At 54.8% G+C, this 17,435-nt stretch carries 14 protein-coding genes; 5 read left to right on the top strand and 9 right to left on the bottom strand.

The genetic code is table 11. From position 1 onward, the window contains the following. Positions 1–38: 38 nt before the first annotated feature. The 7 genes from AB8B75_RS12160 to AB8B75_RS12130 all read right to left on the bottom strand — a co-directional run bounded on the left by AB8B75_RS12160 (position 39) and on the right by AB8B75_RS12130 (position 8,039). Entirely contained in the window at positions 39–629 is a 591-nt protein-coding gene (locus AB8B75_RS12160; protein ID WP_405362578.1) for a holin family protein, read from the bottom strand. Continuing rightward, positions 620–1,231 (bottom strand): holin-associated N-acetylmuramidase, encoded by a 612-nt coding sequence (locus AB8B75_RS12155; protein ID WP_405362576.1) that lies wholly within the window; start codon positions 1,229–1,231, stop codon positions 620–622. The genes AB8B75_RS12160 and AB8B75_RS12155 overlap by 10 nt, the downstream gene beginning before the upstream one ends. Before the next feature lie 80 nt (positions 1,232–1,311). After that, entirely contained in the window at positions 1,312–1,755 is a 444-nt protein-coding gene (ccmE, locus tag AB8B75_RS12150; protein WP_405362575.1) for a cytochrome c maturation protein CcmE, read from the bottom strand. Between the two features lie 7 nt (positions 1,756–1,762). Further along, positions 1,763–2,791, bottom strand: coding sequence for an N-acetyl-gamma-glutamyl-phosphate reductase (gene argC / locus AB8B75_RS12145; protein ID WP_405362574.1), 1,029 nt, complete (start codon positions 2,789–2,791; stop codon positions 1,763–1,765). Between the two features lie 31 nt (positions 2,792–2,822). Beyond that, positions 2,823–3,632, bottom strand: a complete 810-nt coding sequence (locus AB8B75_RS12140) for a glutamate racemase (RefSeq protein ID WP_405362572.1) — start codon at positions 3,630–3,632, stop codon at positions 2,823–2,825. Between the two features lie 26 nt (positions 3,633–3,658). Continuing rightward, the gene (locus AB8B75_RS12135) at positions 3,659–4,540 is read right to left on the bottom strand and encodes a lysophospholipid acyltransferase family protein (RefSeq protein WP_405362570.1); all 882 of its coding nucleotides are present in this window, start codon (positions 4,538–4,540) and stop codon (positions 3,659–3,661) included. 79 nt (positions 4,541–4,619) lie between these two features. After that, positions 4,620–8,039: an indolepyruvate ferredoxin oxidoreductase family protein gene (locus tag AB8B75_RS12130; protein WP_405362568.1), complete on the bottom strand. Its 3,420-nt coding sequence runs from the start codon at positions 8,037–8,039 to the stop codon at positions 4,620–4,622. Between the two features lie 174 nt (positions 8,040–8,213). On the opposite strand from AB8B75_RS12130, the gene AB8B75_RS12125 reads away from it, so the two are divergent. Then, on the top strand, positions 8,214–9,119 hold the full coding sequence (locus tag AB8B75_RS12125; protein WP_405362566.1) for a LysR family transcriptional regulator: 906 nt from the start codon (positions 8,214–8,216) through the stop codon (positions 9,117–9,119). Positions 9,120–9,432: 313 nt separating this feature from the next. Next, positions 9,433–11,592, top strand: coding sequence for a phosphoribosylformylglycinamidine synthase subunit PurL (purL, locus tag AB8B75_RS12120; protein WP_405362565.1), 2,160 nt, complete (start codon positions 9,433–9,435; stop codon positions 11,590–11,592). Between the two features lie 7 nt (positions 11,593–11,599). Here the strand turns inward: purL and AB8B75_RS12115 are convergent, their stop codons facing one another. Together AB8B75_RS12115 and AB8B75_RS12110 are read right to left on the bottom strand one after the other, a co-directional pair. Further along, positions 11,600–12,862 (bottom strand): vWA domain-containing protein, encoded by a 1,263-nt coding sequence (locus AB8B75_RS12115; RefSeq protein ID WP_405362563.1) that lies wholly within the window; start codon positions 12,860–12,862, stop codon positions 11,600–11,602. A 48-nt stretch (positions 12,863–12,910) separates the two neighbouring features. Further along, positions 12,911–13,819, bottom strand: coding sequence for an AAA family ATPase (locus tag AB8B75_RS12110; protein WP_405362562.1), 909 nt, complete (start codon positions 13,817–13,819; stop codon positions 12,911–12,913). 400 nt (positions 13,820–14,219) lie between these two features. Between AB8B75_RS12110 and AB8B75_RS12105 the strand changes: the two genes are divergently transcribed. The 3 genes from AB8B75_RS12105 to pyrC all read left to right on the top strand — a co-directional run bounded on the left by AB8B75_RS12105 (position 14,220) and on the right by pyrC (position 17,375). Further along, positions 14,220–15,272, top strand: coding sequence for a glycosyltransferase family 2 protein (locus tag AB8B75_RS12105; RefSeq protein WP_405362561.1), 1,053 nt, complete (start codon positions 14,220–14,222; stop codon positions 15,270–15,272). Between the two features lie 99 nt (positions 15,273–15,371). Next, positions 15,372–16,301 carry a phosphoadenosine phosphosulfate reductase gene (locus tag AB8B75_RS12100; protein WP_405362560.1) on the top strand — a complete coding sequence of 310 codons (930 nt, stop codon included), beginning with the start codon at positions 15,372–15,374 and terminating at the stop codon, positions 16,299–16,301. A 39-nt stretch (positions 16,302–16,340) separates the two neighbouring features. Then, positions 16,341–17,375 (top strand): dihydroorotase, encoded by a 1,035-nt coding sequence (pyrC, locus tag AB8B75_RS12095; RefSeq protein WP_405362558.1) that lies wholly within the window; start codon positions 16,341–16,343, stop codon positions 17,373–17,375. Positions 17,376–17,435 lie beyond the last annotated feature (60 nt).

Genomic DNA, 17,435 nt, shown 5'->3' with positions numbered 1-17,435 from the left:
CCTTGGAACGTCCAATGACATTCGCGCGTTTCAGATGATCACTTTGTCGCGGTTTGCTTTTGCATTAGTTGCCAGTCGGCCAAAGCGCGATTGCCATCAGGCAGCACCGCCAGAGCTGACAAACGCGCATCATGACCAGTATCTGCAAGCCCCGGCGTTGTGGGCTGAAGGTTGTTCAACGTCGTGATGTTTTCGACGACACGCGGCGTCATGGCCATTGTTTTTGCGATTGAGCGCTGGAATTGCTGGCTTTTGACCTGATGGCGTGCCCCAAAATAGAAGGATACGATCACGCCCAACAGCCACCAGAGCGGTTCGGGGACCAAGGCGATCCCTTGCATGCGTGACGAAAACCATACCGGATCGATCATCGCGACCAAAAACAGACCGAGTGTCCCCAGAGCCAGAGCGGGGCGCGGCAGACGGTTGACGCCGTCCATGACCCGGTCGAACAACCCTTGCTTGGATGGGTCGAATTCCTTTGCAAACTGATGCATCGCTTCGAGACGCAACTCCTGCGTTCGGTGTGCACCCTTCTCTGTGTTTTCACGAAATACCTCGGCGGTCTCCGCGATCACGTTACGCCCGTTGCCAAAAATTGTGCCCAAAAATCCATTCATCAAACCCATGCTGAGACCCTTTGCTGAAACTGTTGCTCTGTCAGATGATACCGAACGGAGATGAACTCCTCTGCGCGTTTGATCCACCCTCCTTTGCCACCGCGACGTGTGCGGGCATATTTACGACTGGCGTTGCGGCGGTCGGCGATGCGAAAATAGTAATTTCGCCGTGCAATGCCATAGGCGTCAGCCAGATGCTGTGAAGCCTGGACATAGGCTGCTTGGGCCGCGGCAATACTCTGTGGACCCAACGCGCCATCAACCGCGATGTCATGACCCATTTCGCGCAACAGCCGTTGCAGTATCTTGATCGCGTTGCTGCCTGCATTGACATACATGTCGAAAACAGTCGCATGCAAAGCTGGCGGTAAAAGCGCGATCAGCGGCTTTTCAAAATAGTGTTTCTCAAAAATCTCAACGGCCAAATCTTTGCTCAGCGCGCGCACATCGGAGATGGTGACCGACCCGTCTCGATCCAGATCAATACCCAAGGTGCGCATAGTGTGTATCGTAACACCGAAGTTGGTCGCACCCCCCGGATCATCCGGGTCGTTTACGAAACCACCTTCGCGCTCCACAATCTCCAACGCGATCTCTCTGACCGTCTGCATGCATGTCCCCTTTGCTTGCCTGTCGCGACGGCAAAGATGGTCATGAAGTGGTTAATTCCGATTAACTTAAGCGCGCGGTGCTAGTTTTCGGCGCCCTTGTAGACACCCTGCTCTTTCAGTGCATCAACAACTTCTTTCGGCATGTAGGTTTCATCATGTTTGGCAAGAATTTCAGATGCTTCAAAAACACCGTTAATGTAGCGACCAGTCCCCACCATACCCTGGTTTTCTTCGAAGAGATCAGGCAGGACGCCTGTGTATGTCACAGGTACAACAGCGCCACCGTCTGTCACGCTGAACTGGATGGTCTTGCCTTGACCTCGCACAATCGAGCCCTCTTCAACCAACCCGCCAATGCGAAACACTTCCGACGGACCTGGCGGTTCCGCGATAATCTGGCTGGGCGCGCGAAAGAAATTGATCCCGTCGCGCATGGCATACCCGATCAACGCGGTCGACAGAACCAATGCGACCGCCGCCACGGCGATGACTTGGATACGACGCTGTTTCTTCAGGCTCTTCATGTCGTCCTCACGGGAAGAAGGGCACCATCATGAGCCCTTCAGTCTCTTCAATACCTAACATCACATTGGCGTTTTGCAACGCTTGGCCACTGGAACCTTTGGTCAAGTTATCCAAGGCGCCAACGATGATTGTACGGCCAGGGAGCCGGTCCGCTACAACGCCGATGTGGCAGAAGTTTGAACCCCGTGTATCGCGCGTTTGGGGTGTATCGCCCAATGGCAGCACTTCAACAAAGGGTTCCGACGCATAGGCCGAAACCAGAACGTCATGTATCTTGGTCGGATCGCCTTTGACATAGGCCGTTGCTAGGATACCCCGATTTGCCGGAATGAGATGCGGTGTGAATTGCACATGGACAGAGCGCCCGGCAATCTTGCTGAATTCCTGATCAAATTCTCCAAGGTGGCGATGTGTACCGCCCACGGCATAGGCATGATACCCCTCCGACAATTCCGCATGCAGCAGGTTTTCCTTGAGACTTCTGCCGGCACCGGACACTGCGCATTTCAAGTCGAGGATGATGTCATCCAGGTCAATGGCCGCTGACTGAATGAGCGGCCGGAGCATGAATTGCCCGGTCGCTGCGTTGCAACCGGTACCTGCAACCAGGCGTGCGGTCGCGATCTGATCGCGATAAAATTCTGTCAGCCCGTAAACGGCCTCTTTTTGCAGGTCTTTGGCCGCGTGATCATTGCCATACCACTTTTTGTAATCATCGGGATCGCTTAACCGGAAATCAGCACTTAAGTCGATGATTTTCAGGTCATTTGGCAGTTTTGATATGACCTCCTGACTGGTTTTATGCGGCAATGCACAAAAGCACAGGTCGATATTTGCAAAGTCGATTTCATCAATTTGCATAAGTACAGGCAGATCCAGATGCCGCAGATGCGGAAACACCTGCTTTATAGGTTGACCCGCCTTGGAAAAGGCCCCGAGAGCCTCGATTTTCAGTTGCGCGTGACCGGCGATAAGCCGAATGAGTTCCGCCCCGGTATAGCCAGAGGCGCCAAGAATAGCGATTGAATAGGTCATGGGATGTCCGTCTCGAATGTGTTGAAAAGCGTCAGGCAGATTGAAAGGTGATCTGTCGTCGCAAAAACTGCGTCGCCCTGTCGCTCACGCGGCGCGGGTCGCCGGTCGTCAAAAATGCGGCTTCACCTGTGCCAACCATATCTGGATGCCGCTGCAGATAGTCCGCCAGGCTGTCGGCCACCAGCGATGCCTGGCTGAACACACGCACATCATCGCCCAATGCGCTCTGGAAATGCTGCTGCATCAAGGGGTAATGCGTGCACCCCAAAATCGCGGCATCCGGTGCGGGCATTTTGCGTTGCAATGCGTCAACATGGCTGCGCACCAGCGCTTCGGCGAGGATCATATCACCGTCTTCAATGGCGTCCACCACACCGCCGCACGCCTGGGCCTCGACATCCACGCCAATGGCCCTGAAAGCCAGCTCACGCTGAAAGGCACGGCTTGCCACCGTGGCGGGCGTGGCAAAGAGCGCCACATGTTTGACATCTACTTCCCGTGGTGGCGAGTTGTCGCCCCATTGCCGCTCGGTCATGGCCTCGATGAGAGGAACGAAAACCCCCAGGACGCGTTTATCCTTCGGGACCCAAGACTCCTGCATACGTCTCAGTGCGGCAGCCGATGCCGTATTGCAGGCCAGAATAACAAGGTCGCACCCGGCGTCGAAAAGACGGGACACTGCAGTACATGTCAGATCAAAAATATCGTCCGAAGTGCGCACGCCATAGGGGGCATGCGCGCTGTCAGCAAGATAGACAAATGGCAGGTCAGGCAGGCGATTTTCCACCGCTTCCAGAACAGTCAAACCGCCCAAACCGCTATCAAATATCCCGACTGCCATCGTTTTGGTGCCCTATTGGCACCTGATCAAGACCGATGCCGCTCTTCGAATTCATACCCAAGATCAAATCGTTTTTCCGGGGCTGTGGAAAGCTCATACGTTGCTTTTCGAAGGAAATCCATCATCGCTTTGCCGTCTTTTGACAATGGGTCCAAAACATCCCGACCGATGGCACGCCCAACGGCAATTTTGACAGGCGTATCGACCCGTTTGCGAAATTCCTTGATCAGCAGACCCATGCGCAAATTGATGTGCATATGGCTCGCAATCTGGAACAACCTGCTCGTATGCCCGTCAAAGTAAAGTGGAACTACCTTGGCGCGCGATTTCGCAATCATGCGGGCCGTGAAACTGCGCCAGCTTGGGTCCATCGGATGTGAGAAAGGCCGCGCTGCAGTGCTCACTGTGCCGCCTGGAAACAAACCGATTGCGCCACCATTGGCCAGAAAATCCAACGCTGTTTTTCGCGTCAAGAGGTTCAGTGCCAGGGCCTCTTTTGTTGAGTCAAAACTGATTGGCAGAATGAAACGGTTAACGTCTTCTGCTTTTCGGAAAACAGAGTTCGCCAAGATCCGGAATTCGCCGCGACTGCGGGCCAAAATATGCCCCATCATCAGGCCATCAAGAATACCATAGGGGTGATTGGCGATCAAAATCAGCGGTCCGTCGCGCGGGATATAGTTTAGTTTCCCGGAAGTCAGCTCCAAGGTCAGCCCATAGCGGTCTACCAAAACATCAAAAAAGTCACGCCCCGCAGCAACCTCATCCTCATATCCTTCGGCACGTTTGATCAGCCGAAGGCGACCTGTCGTGTTTTCCATGGCACGTATCAATGCCCGTCCAGGTTTCGTCTCGGCAGAAAAAGAGTAGCTGATGTCACGTGCCGCATTTGCGCGCATTCGTCCCATGGATATCTCCGTCGATTGCCACGCGTCAGTAGAGTTGGCATCGCAGGATATCCCGCTGAGTTAACAGGTATATGACAGCTTATTCAGCGGCCACCGACGCCGACACGCCACCGGCCCGTATCACGGCTAGAAGTTCTTCGCGCCGTTTTGCAGCCTTGCCTTCGTTGGCCTGCTTGACGGGCCCGAAGCCTTTGATGTCTTGCGGCAAAGTCGCTAACGCGATGATGGCCGGACGGGTTGCGTCGTTCAACAAGGGGAGAACTTCTATCATATCGCGCTCATATTGTTTGATCAGCGCACGTTCCATCCGGCGTTCCGACGAGTATCCAAAGGGGTCGAACGGCGTTCCGCGAAGATGCTTGCAGCTGGCCAAGAGACGCAATGGTTTCTCCAGCCATGGTCCAAATTCGCGTTTGAGCGGGCGCCCGTCTGGTCCGGGTTTGGACAGCATTGGCGGCGCGAGATTATATGACAGTTTAAAATCACCCTCGAATTCGGCAACTGCCTTCTCGCGGCTGGACAAAAGTAGGCGTGCCACCTCGTATTCATCTTTATAGGACAGAAGCTTATGGTAGCTTTTTAATGCTTCTACCTTAACCTCTTCATCTTCGATTCGCGCGATGAATTGCCGATATCGTTTCGCCAACCTTCGATTCTTGTAAGCCACCAGAAGATCTGCGCGAAAATTGATCTTGTCATCGATGGACTTAGGCAAGCTGACGACTTTAGGCCGCACAATCGCCTGTGCTTCTTTTGGATGCGACACCACCCATCGACCAATTTCAAAGGCGCGCTGGTTCCGCTCAACCGCCGCGCCATTCAGGGTGATGGCTTCAACGATCGAAGACAACGACAACGGAATCAAACCACGTTGCCAGGCCGCGCCAAAAATCATCATGTTGGAAAAAATAGAATCGCCAAGCGTGGCTTTCGCAATCTCAGAGGCATCAAAAAGATCGACACTGTCTCTGAGCCGCGCTTCAAGTGCCAAGGTCAATCGCTCAGTCGGCAGTTGAAATTCTGTGTTTCGCGTAAATTCGCCTGTGATAATTTCGTGACTGTTAACGACGGCCCCTGTACGTCCAGAACTTGTCAGCCCAAGAGTTTTTGCACCGGCAGACACAACCAGATCACCACCGATCAAAACGTCGGCTTCCCCAGTTGCAACGCGAATCGCGCTGATATCTTCTGGCTTTTCCGCCAAGCGGCAGTGGATATGTACCGCGCCGCCCTTTTGCGCGAGCCCTGCCATCTCCATCATGCCCGCGCCTTTGCCGTCCATATGCGCGGCCTGTGCCAAAATAGCACCGATGGTGACGACGCCTGTACCACCTACCCCAGTGATCACGACATTCCATGTGCCGTCGATTTCAGGCAGGACTGGACCTGGCAATTCAGGGATCTCCAGGTTGGTTGTCGGAGATCTGCGCCGCTTTGCGCCTTCCAGCGTTACAAAAGAAGGGCAAAAACCGTTCGCGCAACTGTAGTCCTTGTTGCAGGTTGACTGATCTATCGCGCGTTTGCGGCCCAGTTCTGTCTCTTTGGGCACGATTGAAACGCAATTGCTTTGAATGCCGCAATCACCACATCCCTCGCAGACGTCCGAGTTGATAAAGAGACGCTTGTCCGGATCCGGGAAAAGCCCGCGCTTTCGGCGGCGGCGTTTTTCAGCAGCGCAGGTTTGAACATAGACGATTGCAGAAACGCCTTCAATCTTTGCAAATTCTTCTTGTACAGTTTGCAATTCCGCTCTTTCGTGCAAGTCAACACCCTGAAACGACTTAGGATCCACGTCTTCTTTTTCATCATAGACAACGGCAATGCGGCCTACCCCCATGGCCTGTAGTTCCTTGACAATGCGCGCCGCATCCAAGCCACCGTCATTGCCCTGCCCCCCTGTCATGGCGACAGCATCATTGTAGAGGATCTTATAGGTAATGTTCGTCCCAGCGTTCAGCGCCGCGCGAATGGCCTGCACACCGGAATGGTTGTAAGTCCCGTCTCCGATATTCTGGAAGACATGGTCCCGCGTCGAAAAAGGCGCCTCGCCGATCCAGTTGGCACCTTCGCCCCCCATATGGGTAAAGCCAGTGGTTTCGCGATCCATCCACTGAACCATGTAGTGGCAGCCAATGCCAGCATAAGCGCGCGACCCGTCGGGCACTTTCGTCGACGAATTATGCGGGCATCCGGAACAGAAGTAGGGCAACCGCGCGGCAATATCCTCGGCGTTGTCATTGCCGCGCGCGGCGTCCAACTTTGCAAGGCCTGCGCGGAGCCTTTCGTTGTCGCGTCCTTCTTCCAGAAGTATCGCGCCGAGATTTTCCGCAATCATGATTGGGTCAAGCGCGCCCCGCGTCGGAAAAAGCTCCTCTCCATGCATTGATCCAGCGCCACCGCCTTTGTGCCAGCCGTAGACCCTGCGACCCCGTCGATCGTCAAAAATGGCTTCTTTGATTTGAATCTCGATCAGTTTGCGCTTTTCCTCAATGACAACGATCAGATCGAGATCCTGTGCCCAATCGTGAAATCCTTTCATGTCAAGGGGAAAGGTCTGCGCTACCTTGTAGGTTGTGATCCCGAGACGCTCCGCTTCGGCAGCGTCAATGTTCAAAAGCGTCAGTGCATGTTCTAGATCGAGCCAGTTTTTACCCGCGGCAACGAAACCAATCTTGGCGCCTTGCGTTCCCCACACCCTTTTGTCCATTTTATTGGCGTGGCTGAAAGCTTCAGCGGCAAATCTCTTATAGTCGATCATGCGGGCTTCCTGATCGTGCGGCGTATCGATCAGTCGGATGTTCAATCCGCCTTCAGGCATGGCAAATTCTGGCAGGGCAAGTTGCGCACGCGCGGGACCCGCATTCACGACCGAAGTGACTTCCACAGTATCTTTCATTGTTTTGAGCCCCACCCAGAGACCCGAAAACCGGCTTAGCGCAAAGCCATATAATCCATAGTCCAGAATTTCCTGTACGCCCGCTGGGCTGACGACAGGCATATAGGCATCCACCATCGCCCATTCCGATTGATGCAAAACGGTGGAGCTTTCACCAGTATGGTCATCGCCCATGGCCATCAGAACGCCACCATTTTTCGAACTGCCTGCCATGTTCGCGTGTCGCATCACGTCACCAGACCGGTCGACACCAGGCCCTTTTCCATACCACAAACCAAAGACACCATCGAATTTGCCTTCGCCACGCAATTCGGCCTGCTGGCTGCCCCATAGCGCTGTCGCTGCGAGGTCTTCGTTCAAGCCAGGCTGGAAAGTGACGTCATGTTCGATCAGGTGTTTTTGAGCGCGCTCCATTTGCATATCAACGGCGCCCAGCGGCGACCCGCGATATCCTGTGACAAGACCAGCGGTATGCAGCCCATTGGCTTTGTCCAATGCCTTTTGCATCATCATCAAGCGAACAAGCGCTTGTGTTCCGTTCAGCAAAACGCGATTTTTTGTCAGATCAAAGCGGTCGTTAAGCGAGAATTCCTGAGTGCTCATCGGACGCCTCCTCAGCGTTTAACCAGTGTTGCACATTTCCGGATGAACAATAGGTCACATAACCTGACCTGTATACAAAATTTTTCGCTTATCGTGAGATTTGCAAATGCCAGCACTGTATTTCAAAGCTAGATATCGCTAACACGGCTCATAACAACTTTTACGGGTGGCAGTATGGACTGGGATAAGCTGAGGATTTTTCACGCGGTGGCGGATGTGGGATCACTGACGCATGCAGGCGACAAGCTGAACCTGTCCCAATCTGCCGTCAGCCGGCAGGTGCGCGGTCTTGAAGAATCGCTTAACACCATTCTGTTTCATCGCCATGCGCGCGGACTGATACTGACTGAGCAAGGCGAATTGCTCTTTGATGCCACCAGATCTATGACCAAGCGCCTTGATACGGCATCAGCCCGCATTCGAGATAGCGAAGAAGAGGTTTTTGGCGAGTTGAGGGTCACCACAACGACCGGTTTCGGCACGCTTTGGCTGTCGCCGAGACTACCGAAACTCTATGAGCAATACCCAGACCTTAAGGTCGATCTGATGCTCGAAGAGCGCGTATTGGATTTGCCGATGCGTGAGGCTGACGTGGCCATACGGATGAAAGAACCCAGCCAGGCCGATCTCATCCGCAAAAAACTGATGATGATCAGGATGTGTCTCTATGCAACGCCGGATTACTTGGCGGAGAATGGCACACCCAAGGGAATTGAACAGATCGTCAACCACCGATTAATTTGCCAGAACACGGCCAGCAATCAGGTTGGCGCAGGTCTCAACCTGGTTCAGCACCTTATGACCTACGAGATCAGGTCAACGCTGACTGTCAACAACTACTACGGCGTTTTACAAGGCGTCTTGAATAATCTGGGAATTGGCGTGCTGCCTGACTATGTCACCGAGGACTTTCCCGATTTGGTTCAGGTTCTACCCGATTTGGAATCGGCAGATGTGCCTGTTTTCTTGGCATACCCAGAAGAATTGCGGCACTCGCAAAGGGTTTCGGCCTTCAAGGATTTTGTACAGGAAGAGATCATCAGTTACCGCAAACAATTGAGAGACAAGAAAAAGTTGTGAAAAAACGTCTCAGCTATGCGCTCATCGCATATCGGGAATGACACATCTCGTACTGAATTAGCCTTGATCGTGAGCAGTACGCTACCTATTTCATCTTCATGAAGGCGCGGGTGTTCGTCATCTGCCTTCATACCTCCCTGTTGGACTTGGCCGAGCTTCGCGCTCGGCCTTTTTTTTGGCCTGATGCGCGGGGCAATCGCATGGGTCAGCGCCGGGGTAGTCGCAATAGCATCCCAAAGCGGGCTTTGCCCTTTTCCCTTCCTGCCCCTTCCTCTAAAGAACGCTCATTATTTGTCACAGGGGGCCAAACGCAATGACCGAACCTGCCATCACAGCAGAGCTGATTGCAAGCCACGGGTTGAGCCCGGATGAATACGAGCGCATTCTGGAGATTGTCGGACGCGTGCCGACTTTTACAGAGCTGGGCATCTTTTCTGCAATGTGGAACGAGCATTGCTCTTACAAATCCTCCAAGAAATGGCTGCGCACTTTGCCGACATCGGGCCCGCAGGTGATCTGTGGCCCGGGTGAAAACGCGGGTATTGTGGACATCGGAGACGGCCAGGCCGTGGTTTTCAAAATGGAAAGCCACAATCACCCCTCCTACATCGAACCCTATCAAGGTGCTGCCACGGGTGTTGGCGGTATCTTGCGGGATGTGTTCACCATGGGCGCACGTCCTGTGGCTGCAATGAATTCGCTGAGCTTTGGAGACCCGTCCCACCCCAAGACACGCCAATTGGTCAATGGTGTGGTTGAAGGCATCGGTGGATACGGCAATTGCTTTGGCGTCCCGACCGTGGGCGGCGAAGTACGGTTTGATCCGGCTTACAATGGCAATTGTCTGGTCAACGCCTTTGCCGCAGGTCTGGCGGACACCGACAAGATCTTCTATTCGGCCGCCTCGGGTGTTGGTATGCCGGTTGTCTATCTGGGCGCAAAAACCGGAAGAGACGGTGTAGGCGGAGCAACCATGGCCTCGGCCGAATTTGACGACACCATCGAAGAAAAGCGTCCTACGGTTCAAGTCGGCGATCCGTTCACGGAAAAGCGCTTGATGGAAGCGACGCTGGAATTAATGAAGACGGGCGCGGTGATTTCCATTCAGGACATGGGTGCGGCTGGCCTGACCTGTTCAGCTGTTGAAATGGGCGACAAGGGCAACCTTGGAGTACGTCTCGACCTTGAAAAAGTACCGGTCCGCGAAGAGGCCATGACCTCCTACGAAATGATGCTCTCAGAATCGCAAGAGCGCATGTTAATGGTGTTGCGCCCCGAGTTGGAGGCCGAAGCCAAGGCGGTGTTCGACAAATGGGATCTCGACTTTGCCATTGTTGGCGAAACCATTGCCGAAGATCGGTTTTTGGTTGTGCACAATGGCGAGGTCAAAGCCGATCTGCCTCTGAAAACTCTCGCCGGCACGGCGCCAGAATATGACCGCCCCTGGGAGCCCACTCCGACGCCCGCACCCTTTGACGAGGTTCTAACCGTTGACCCGATCGAGGGTCTCAAGGCGCTGATTGGCAGCCCTAATTATGCGTCCAAGGCCTGGGTCTTTACTCAATACGATACGATGGTAATGGCGGATACGGTGCGCACGCCGGGGCTTGGCGCCGGGATCATACGGGTGCATGACACGGACAAGGCACTGGCTTTCACCTCAGATGTGACACCGCGCTACGTCAAAGCCAACCCGATTGAGGGCGGCAAACAGGCCGTCGCCGAAGCCTATCGCAATTTGTCTGCTGTAGGGGCCAAACCGCTCGCCACCACCGACAACATGAATTTTGGCAATCCCGAAAAGCCGCGCATCATGGGGCAATTTGTTGGCGCAATTCAAGGCATCGGCGCAGCGGTCGAGGCGCTGGATATGCCCATCGTCTCGGGCAACGTATCCCTTTACAATGAAACGGATGGCACCGCGATCCTGCCAACACCCACCATTGGGGCGGTTGGGCTGCTGACCCATACCGATGACATCATCGGGTGCGATGTGCGTGCGGGCCATGTTGCCCTGTTGCTCGGCATGACCGCCGGGCATCTGGGACAATCCGCACTGCTGGCTGAGCTTTTCAGTCGCGTGGAAGGCGATGCCCCGGCGGTTGATCTGAGCCAAGAAGCCGCACATGGCGATTTCATTCGTGCCAATCGCGCCCATATCGCTGCCTGCACGGATCTTTCCGATGGCGGTTTGGCGTTGGCGGCGTTCGAGATGGCGGAAAAAGCTGGTGTCGGCGTGCGGATCGACACTCAGGAAACCGCCAGGCTCTTCGGTGAAGATCAAGGGCGATACTTGATCGCCTGCAGTTCGGATCAAGCAGAAAGCCTGATGGCCGCAGCGGAGCATGCCGGTCTAGCACTGGCATCTGTTGGCACATTCGCGGGCGATACCGTGCAATTTGGCGATGCAGAGGCGCCATTGCAGGAGCTGTCAGCGCTCTATCGTGAAGCCTTTGCCGCGTCGCTTGCCTGAGGCACGCCTAGGATCCAATCAGGCGCATCAACCGTTCCTTCTCGCCCCGATCATCCGGGCGCGAAAGCGATTTTGCCAGATCTTCCAGGGACGCGATTGAGTGACCAGCGCGAAAACTGTCCACATGGGGCAACATTGCGCGAATGCCCTGGGCTTTTGGCGCAAAACCTTCCCATCTGAGAAGAGGATTCAACCAGATCAGACGTCGCGAGGACAAGTGCAATCGCTCCATCTGACGTTCCAAGGCGTCCGGATCATCGCGATCCAACCCGTCCGTGATCAACAAAACTACGGCGCCCTGCCCCATGACGCGCCGCGACCAATCGCGATTGAAACTCTCAACACATTGTCCGATGCGGGTGCCGCCTTCCCAATCCTGAGCTTCGGCACCCGCCGCTGCCAATGCCGCATCCACATCGCGATGTTTCAGGTGACGGGTGATATTGGTGAGCCGCGTGCCAAAGGTGAAAGCGTGTACCTTGGCCCACCCCGCCCCTTTGGCATTGGCCACCGCGTGCAGGAAATGCAAGACAACGCGGCTGTATTGGCTCATTGATCCCGAGATATCACATAGCACCACCAGATTGGGCCAGCGCTGGCGCGGTTCCTTGAAGGCGATCTTATGCATCTCCCCGCCCTGCCGCATGGCAGCCCGCAAGGATCGAGCAGGATCGACCCGGCCGCTCAACAGACTGGGTTTCGCGCGCCGGGACCGGATGGGTGGCACCGGCAAGTTGAGCTTTGCCAGCATCCGTTTTGCTTCCGCCATTTCCGAATTGCTCATTTGCTCGAAATCAAGACTGCGCAACCGCTCCTGCGATGACATGGTCAGGCTTGCGTCAATTTCTACCTCGGTTGTTTCGTCCGTCTCGTTAGTGTCTTCGTCAAACTCCGGGACCTCCGCCCCATCCAACAAAGCTTCGGCAGCACGCTTTTCAGCCGATTGCGCCTTGCGGTCCTCCTGAACCCCGCGCACCGCCGGGATCATGTAGGACATCATATGTTCAAGATATCGCGGGTCACGCCAATAGAGGCGGAAAACCTGTGCGAAAACCAAACGGTGCTCGGGCCGGTTCACGAAACAAGCGTGCAACGTCCAATAAAAGTCGCGCTTTTCGGTGAAACCTGCGGCCTCAACCGCGCGGATGGCATCAATGACCCGGCCCGGACCAATGGGGATACCCGCCCGCCGCAAGGCACGGGAAAAATGAGTGATGTTACCAGCCAGCTTGGGGTTGTCCGGCAGCTCAAGCGGCGCGTATTCAGGCATGTTTCATCGTCCGTGCCGGCCGCGCACCATCCCCTTCCAGAAACCGCACTATGCGGGTTCCAGCGACGCTTTGACCTGATCGAGAATACGTTTGGCCTCCGAGCCCTGCAGCTTCTGAATATCGTCCTGATACTTGAGAATGGCGCCCAGCGTATCCGCAATCACTTCTGGGCTCAGGTTGATCGCATCCAGTGCCAGCAAACATTTCGCCCAATCGATGGTTTCGGCGACACCAGGCTTTTTGAACAAATCCTCCGTGCGCAACTGCTGTACAAAGGCCACCACCTCGCGGCTTAAAGCTTGCGCGGCTTCTGGTGCCCGGGCCTGCAGGATTTCCATCTCGCGGTCAAAGTCGGGGTAATCCACCCAATGATAGAGACACCGACGTTTGAGTGCATCATGCACTTCGCGGGTTCGGTTTGAGGTCAGGATCACGATGGGCGGTTCCGGAGCTTTGATCGTGCCAAGTTCCGGGATGGTCACTTGAAAATCGCTCAAGGCTTCGAGCAGAAATGCTTCAAACGGCTCGTCGGTACGGTCCAACTCGTCGATCAATAGAACCGGCGCGCCGTTTTCGTCAGGGCGCATGGCTTGTAGCAAAGGCCGCTCTATCAGGTATTCGTCGCTGAACAGCTCCGTTTGTAAAGCACTGCGTGACGCATTCCCTGTGGCCTCCGCCGTGCGAATGGCCACCATTTGCGCAGGAAAGTTCCATTCATAGACGGCACTGGAAGCGTCCAGCCCTTCGTAGCACTGCAGCCGGATCAGTCGGCGCCCTAGCCCCGTGGACAGCGCTTTGGCAATTTCGGTTTTGCCAACACCAGCCTCCCCTTCCAGAAACAAGGGGCGCCCAAGACGCAGAGCCAGAAAAACGACCGTACCGAGCGATCTGTCACAGACATACCCCTCGTCCGACAGCATTTGTTGAACAGCATCGATTGTCTTAAGATCCGGCATGTGCACTCCTTGATTATGTCAGGTAACCTGCATTCCAGCACCGAGGCGTCAAGCACTGAACGTGCAAAACCTGACATGCCGTTGCCCCATGATGCTTATTGAGAGCGCTTTGACGCTGCCGGATCGCCCGAAAAACCACTCAGAACCTAACATACGTCCCGCCACTCGAAAAACCGATCTACGCGAGACTTGATGTAGATATTGAACAAGATGCACGCCACCTGCTTGGATTAACGAAATTTGAAAGGCGCACATGCTAGGAACAAAGCGCTACGAGCAAACAGTGCCCTTACTGGCCCAAACAGGTTGTCCATTTTTAATGTCGATTGCCGGACGCAAGCAAACTTCAATCGGTTTTCGTGTCGTACAGGCTTGTCGATAAAGTATTTCTGACGCCGCGATGAAAATTCTCGCTATTCTGACAGTCCGCAACGAAGGTGCGTTTTTGCTCGAATGGCTTGCCCACCATCGCACGGTTGGCATCACGGATTTCATTGTTTGTTCAAACGCTTGTACCGATGGCACCGATATCATGCTGGACCGTCTGGCCGAAATGGGATGGCTGACCCACCTGCGCAACCCGGGCCCTTATGGCAGCCGCGGCGTACAGTTCACAGCATTGGATTTGGCTGGAAAGCACGCAAAAACGGCCGAAGCGGATTGGATTTTGTCGATCGACATCGATGAATTTGTCAACGTCCACACGGGCGATCACACGCTCTCGTCACTTATCGCAGCACTGCCTATGGCCACTGCGATTACCTTGACATGGCGGCTGTTTGGCAATGCGGGTAAAATTGGCTTTGAAGATACGCGCGTTCTGCAAAGCTTCACACGATGCGCCCCGCAAATCATTCATTGGCCGTGGCGTGCTGCCATGTTTAAAACTCTCTATCGCAACGACGGCACATACCGGAGGCCGGGTGTGCACCGGCCCAAATCGCCAGATCCCACAAAACTAAAGAATGCCAAGTGGTTTGATGGTGAAGGTCGCGCTTTGGAGGAGAGCATTAAGACGGGACGTGTCTATTCTACCTATGGTCGATCCAATTTCGCGCTGGCGCAACTCAACCACTATCCACTGGGTGCGATGGAGAGCTTTGTGCTTAAGGCGGATCGGGGACGCGCGGTGCATGAAGACACACTTCTGGGCATGGATTATTGGGTCGAACGAAATTTCAACACGGACGTGGACACGTCGATACAAGCCACTGCACCGTGCACGCAGGCAACCTTCGAAGCACTGATGGCGGATGCTTGTCTTGGCGAATTCCACGCCGCGGCCGTGGCCTGGCGTCACGCGCGCTTCGAGGAATTGATGCGCCAAGACTTCTATCGCACCCTGTTTTCGCGGCTTTTGATGGCGTCGCCATCGCAAAATGTAACGCCTCAGATGGCCCGCTGTCTGACCGAATTCGCACTAGGTAAACCAATCAAAAATAGTAAAAGCTGAATTTCTCGGTTGTTTTTGCCCACTGGCCCCGCGCAGCGATTAGCCTCAAGTTAACCCAACTCCGCTAGCAAGCGATCAGTAAAATTGAGGATCCTAACCATGCCGGACTCGGCGTTAGAGTTTGAGCCTTCGCTCAAGAACATGAGCAAACAGGAATGGATTTCCGAAGTCACCGACCTGGTCGGTGACCGGGGGTACGTGATGCCGCTTGGACAAAGGCACACGGCTGCGTTTGTCAAGAACGGCCCAACTTTGCTGATCTCCTTTGAAACCCACCACGACATTCAGACATTGTCGCCTGATGCGCATCCTCTCGGATGGGAAATGGTCAAATCACAGGGGTGGTCACATTTGGCTGTCATAAGCGACGGTGACACCTGGTTTCGCGACAGCGCGATTTACGACTACTTTGATCAGCTTTTGGATGACGGTTTCTTTGACGCGTTCGATTCCGTGCTGTTTTACGGTGCTGGCCCCAGTGGCTATGCTGCTTGCGCTTATTCTGTGGTGGCGCCCGGAGCTTACGTTCTGGCGCTTCAGCCGCAGGCGACACTCGATCCCTTCATTACCTCATGGGACAAGAGATTTCTGCAGATGCGGCGTACCGATTTCAATTCGCGCTTTGGCTATGCACCAGACATGCTCGAAGCCGCGATGAGGGCTTACGTACTGTTTGATCCTGTCGAGGCGGAAGATGCCATGCACGCAGCGCTTTTCAACTGCTCGGCTGTCACCAAATACCGGATGCGTCACATGGGGCGCGCGCTGCAAGAACAACTCATGAAAATGGATCTGCTCTATCCCCTGATCAAGGCCGCCGCGGATGGTTCCCTAACAGCCGAGCGCTTTGGCAAGCTCGCCCGAGCTCGTCGAAATCATCTGCCTTATCTGCGCAAGTTGCTCAACGTGCTGGACAGTCAGGATCGTACAGATTTGGAAATTGCACTCTGCCGAAATGTCGTGACGCGTATTGGCGCACCGCGTTTCAAGAAGCGATTGCGTCGTTTGACCGAAAAAGCTGAAGACTGATCGCTGGTGCTGCTGGCACAGCTGTGCTAGCGCAAGTCCATGACCCAGACTTTGACGCTTCGTCGCCCTGATGATTGGCATCTTCACTTGCGGGACGGCGCCATGTTGGAGGCGGTTCTACCGTCGACCGCGGCGCATTTTGCCCGTGCCATTATCATGCCCAATCTTGTCCCACCCGTGGTGACCCACAAACAGGCCCTGCTCTACCGCGACCGCATCCTGTCCGCTCTGCCGAGCGGTGCAAACTTCACACCCTTGATGACACTTTATCTGACGGAAGATACGGATCCTTCAGATGTGGCAGAGGCCCATGCTTCCGGTCTAGTCCATGCAGTCAAGCTCTATCCTGCGGGCGCGACGACCAATTCAGCCAGCGGCGTTTCCAATTTTGACAAAGTACGCCCGGTGCTGGAAAAAATGGCTGAAACCGGCATGCCGCTTTGCGTGCATGGCGAAGTTACCGATGAAAACATCGACATTTTCGACCGTGAGGCCGTTTTTATCGAGCGTGTACTGGAGCCGATCCGTCGTGCAACCCCTGGCTTGCGGGTGGTGATGGAGCATATCACGACAAAAGACGCCGTCGATTACGCAAGCGCGCAGGATGGTTCTTTGGGTGCCACAATTACCACTCACCACCTCGTGATCAACCGCAACCACATTTTGGCGGGCGGGATCAAACCGCACTACTATTGCTTACCGGTGGCAAAACGCGAAGAGCATCGCTTGGCTCTGCGCGCTGCTGCCACATCCGGTTCGGCTCGTTTCTTTCTGGGAACTGATTCTGCGCCCCATACAGATGCCAACAAACTGTTGCCCTGCGGGTGCGCCGGATGCTTTACCGCCCCCAACACCCTCTCGATCCTCGCGCAGGTATTTGAACAGGAGGGCGCGTTGGACAAACTTGAAGGTTTTACGTCGCTTCACGGGCCTAGTTTTTACAAACTTCCTGCCAATGATGAGACGATTACACTGTTTAAGTCCGGCGCAACATATCCCGCGCACATCGACACCGCAGAGGGACCTGTCACAGTGTTCGACCCTGGCTTTGCCTTGGATTGGGCGGTGCGCTAAACCAATTCTGAAAATAGACATTTGATCGGCGGTACAGGACAGTCCGGTCTGGAAACAAAG

This window comes from Roseobacter sp. (assembly GCF_045106495.1).
In the GTDB taxonomy this organism is placed as follows: domain Bacteria; phylum Pseudomonadota; class Alphaproteobacteria; order Rhodobacterales; family Rhodobacteraceae; genus Roseobacter.
The sequence above is the reverse complement of the archived record's forward strand: the minus strand, read 5'-3'. Positions and strand labels throughout refer to the sequence as shown.

Coding starts and splice junctions, on each gene's coding strand:
- AB8B75_RS12160 (WP_405362578.1), bottom strand. CDS start 629: ATGGGTTTGATGAATGGATTTTTGGGCACAATTTTTGGCAACGGGCGT.
- AB8B75_RS12155 (WP_405362576.1), bottom strand. CDS start 1,231: ATGCAGACGGTCAGAGAGATCGCGTTGGAGATTGTGGAGCGCGAAGGT.
- ccmE (WP_405362575.1), bottom strand. CDS start 1,755: ATGAAGAGCCTGAAGAAACAGCGTCGTATCCAAGTCATCGCCGTGGCG.
- argC (WP_405362574.1), bottom strand. CDS start 2,791: ATGACCTATTCAATCGCTATTCTTGGCGCCTCTGGCTATACCGGGGCG.
- AB8B75_RS12140 (WP_405362572.1), bottom strand. CDS start 3,632: ATGGCAGTCGGGATATTTGATAGCGGTTTGGGCGGTTTGACTGTTCTG.
- AB8B75_RS12135 (WP_405362570.1), bottom strand. CDS start 4,540: ATGGGACGAATGCGCGCAAATGCGGCACGTGACATCAGCTACTCTTTT.
- AB8B75_RS12130 (WP_405362568.1), bottom strand. CDS start 8,039: ATGAGCACTCAGGAATTCTCGCTTAACGACCGCTTTGATCTGACAAAA.
- AB8B75_RS12125 (WP_405362566.1), top strand. CDS start 8,214: ATGGACTGGGATAAGCTGAGGATTTTTCACGCGGTGGCGGATGTGGGA.
- purL (WP_405362565.1), top strand. CDS start 9,433: ATGACCGAACCTGCCATCACAGCAGAGCTGATTGCAAGCCACGGGTTG.
- AB8B75_RS12115 (WP_405362563.1), bottom strand. CDS start 12,862: ATGCCTGAATACGCGCCGCTTGAGCTGCCGGACAACCCCAAGCTGGCT.
- AB8B75_RS12110 (WP_405362562.1), bottom strand. CDS start 13,819: ATGCCGGATCTTAAGACAATCGATGCTGTTCAACAAATGCTGTCGGAC.
- AB8B75_RS12105 (WP_405362561.1), top strand. CDS start 14,220: ATGAAAATTCTCGCTATTCTGACAGTCCGCAACGAAGGTGCGTTTTTG.
- AB8B75_RS12100 (WP_405362560.1), top strand. CDS start 15,372: ATGCCGGACTCGGCGTTAGAGTTTGAGCCTTCGCTCAAGAACATGAGC.
- pyrC (WP_405362558.1), top strand. CDS start 16,341: ATGACCCAGACTTTGACGCTTCGTCGCCCTGATGATTGGCATCTTCAC.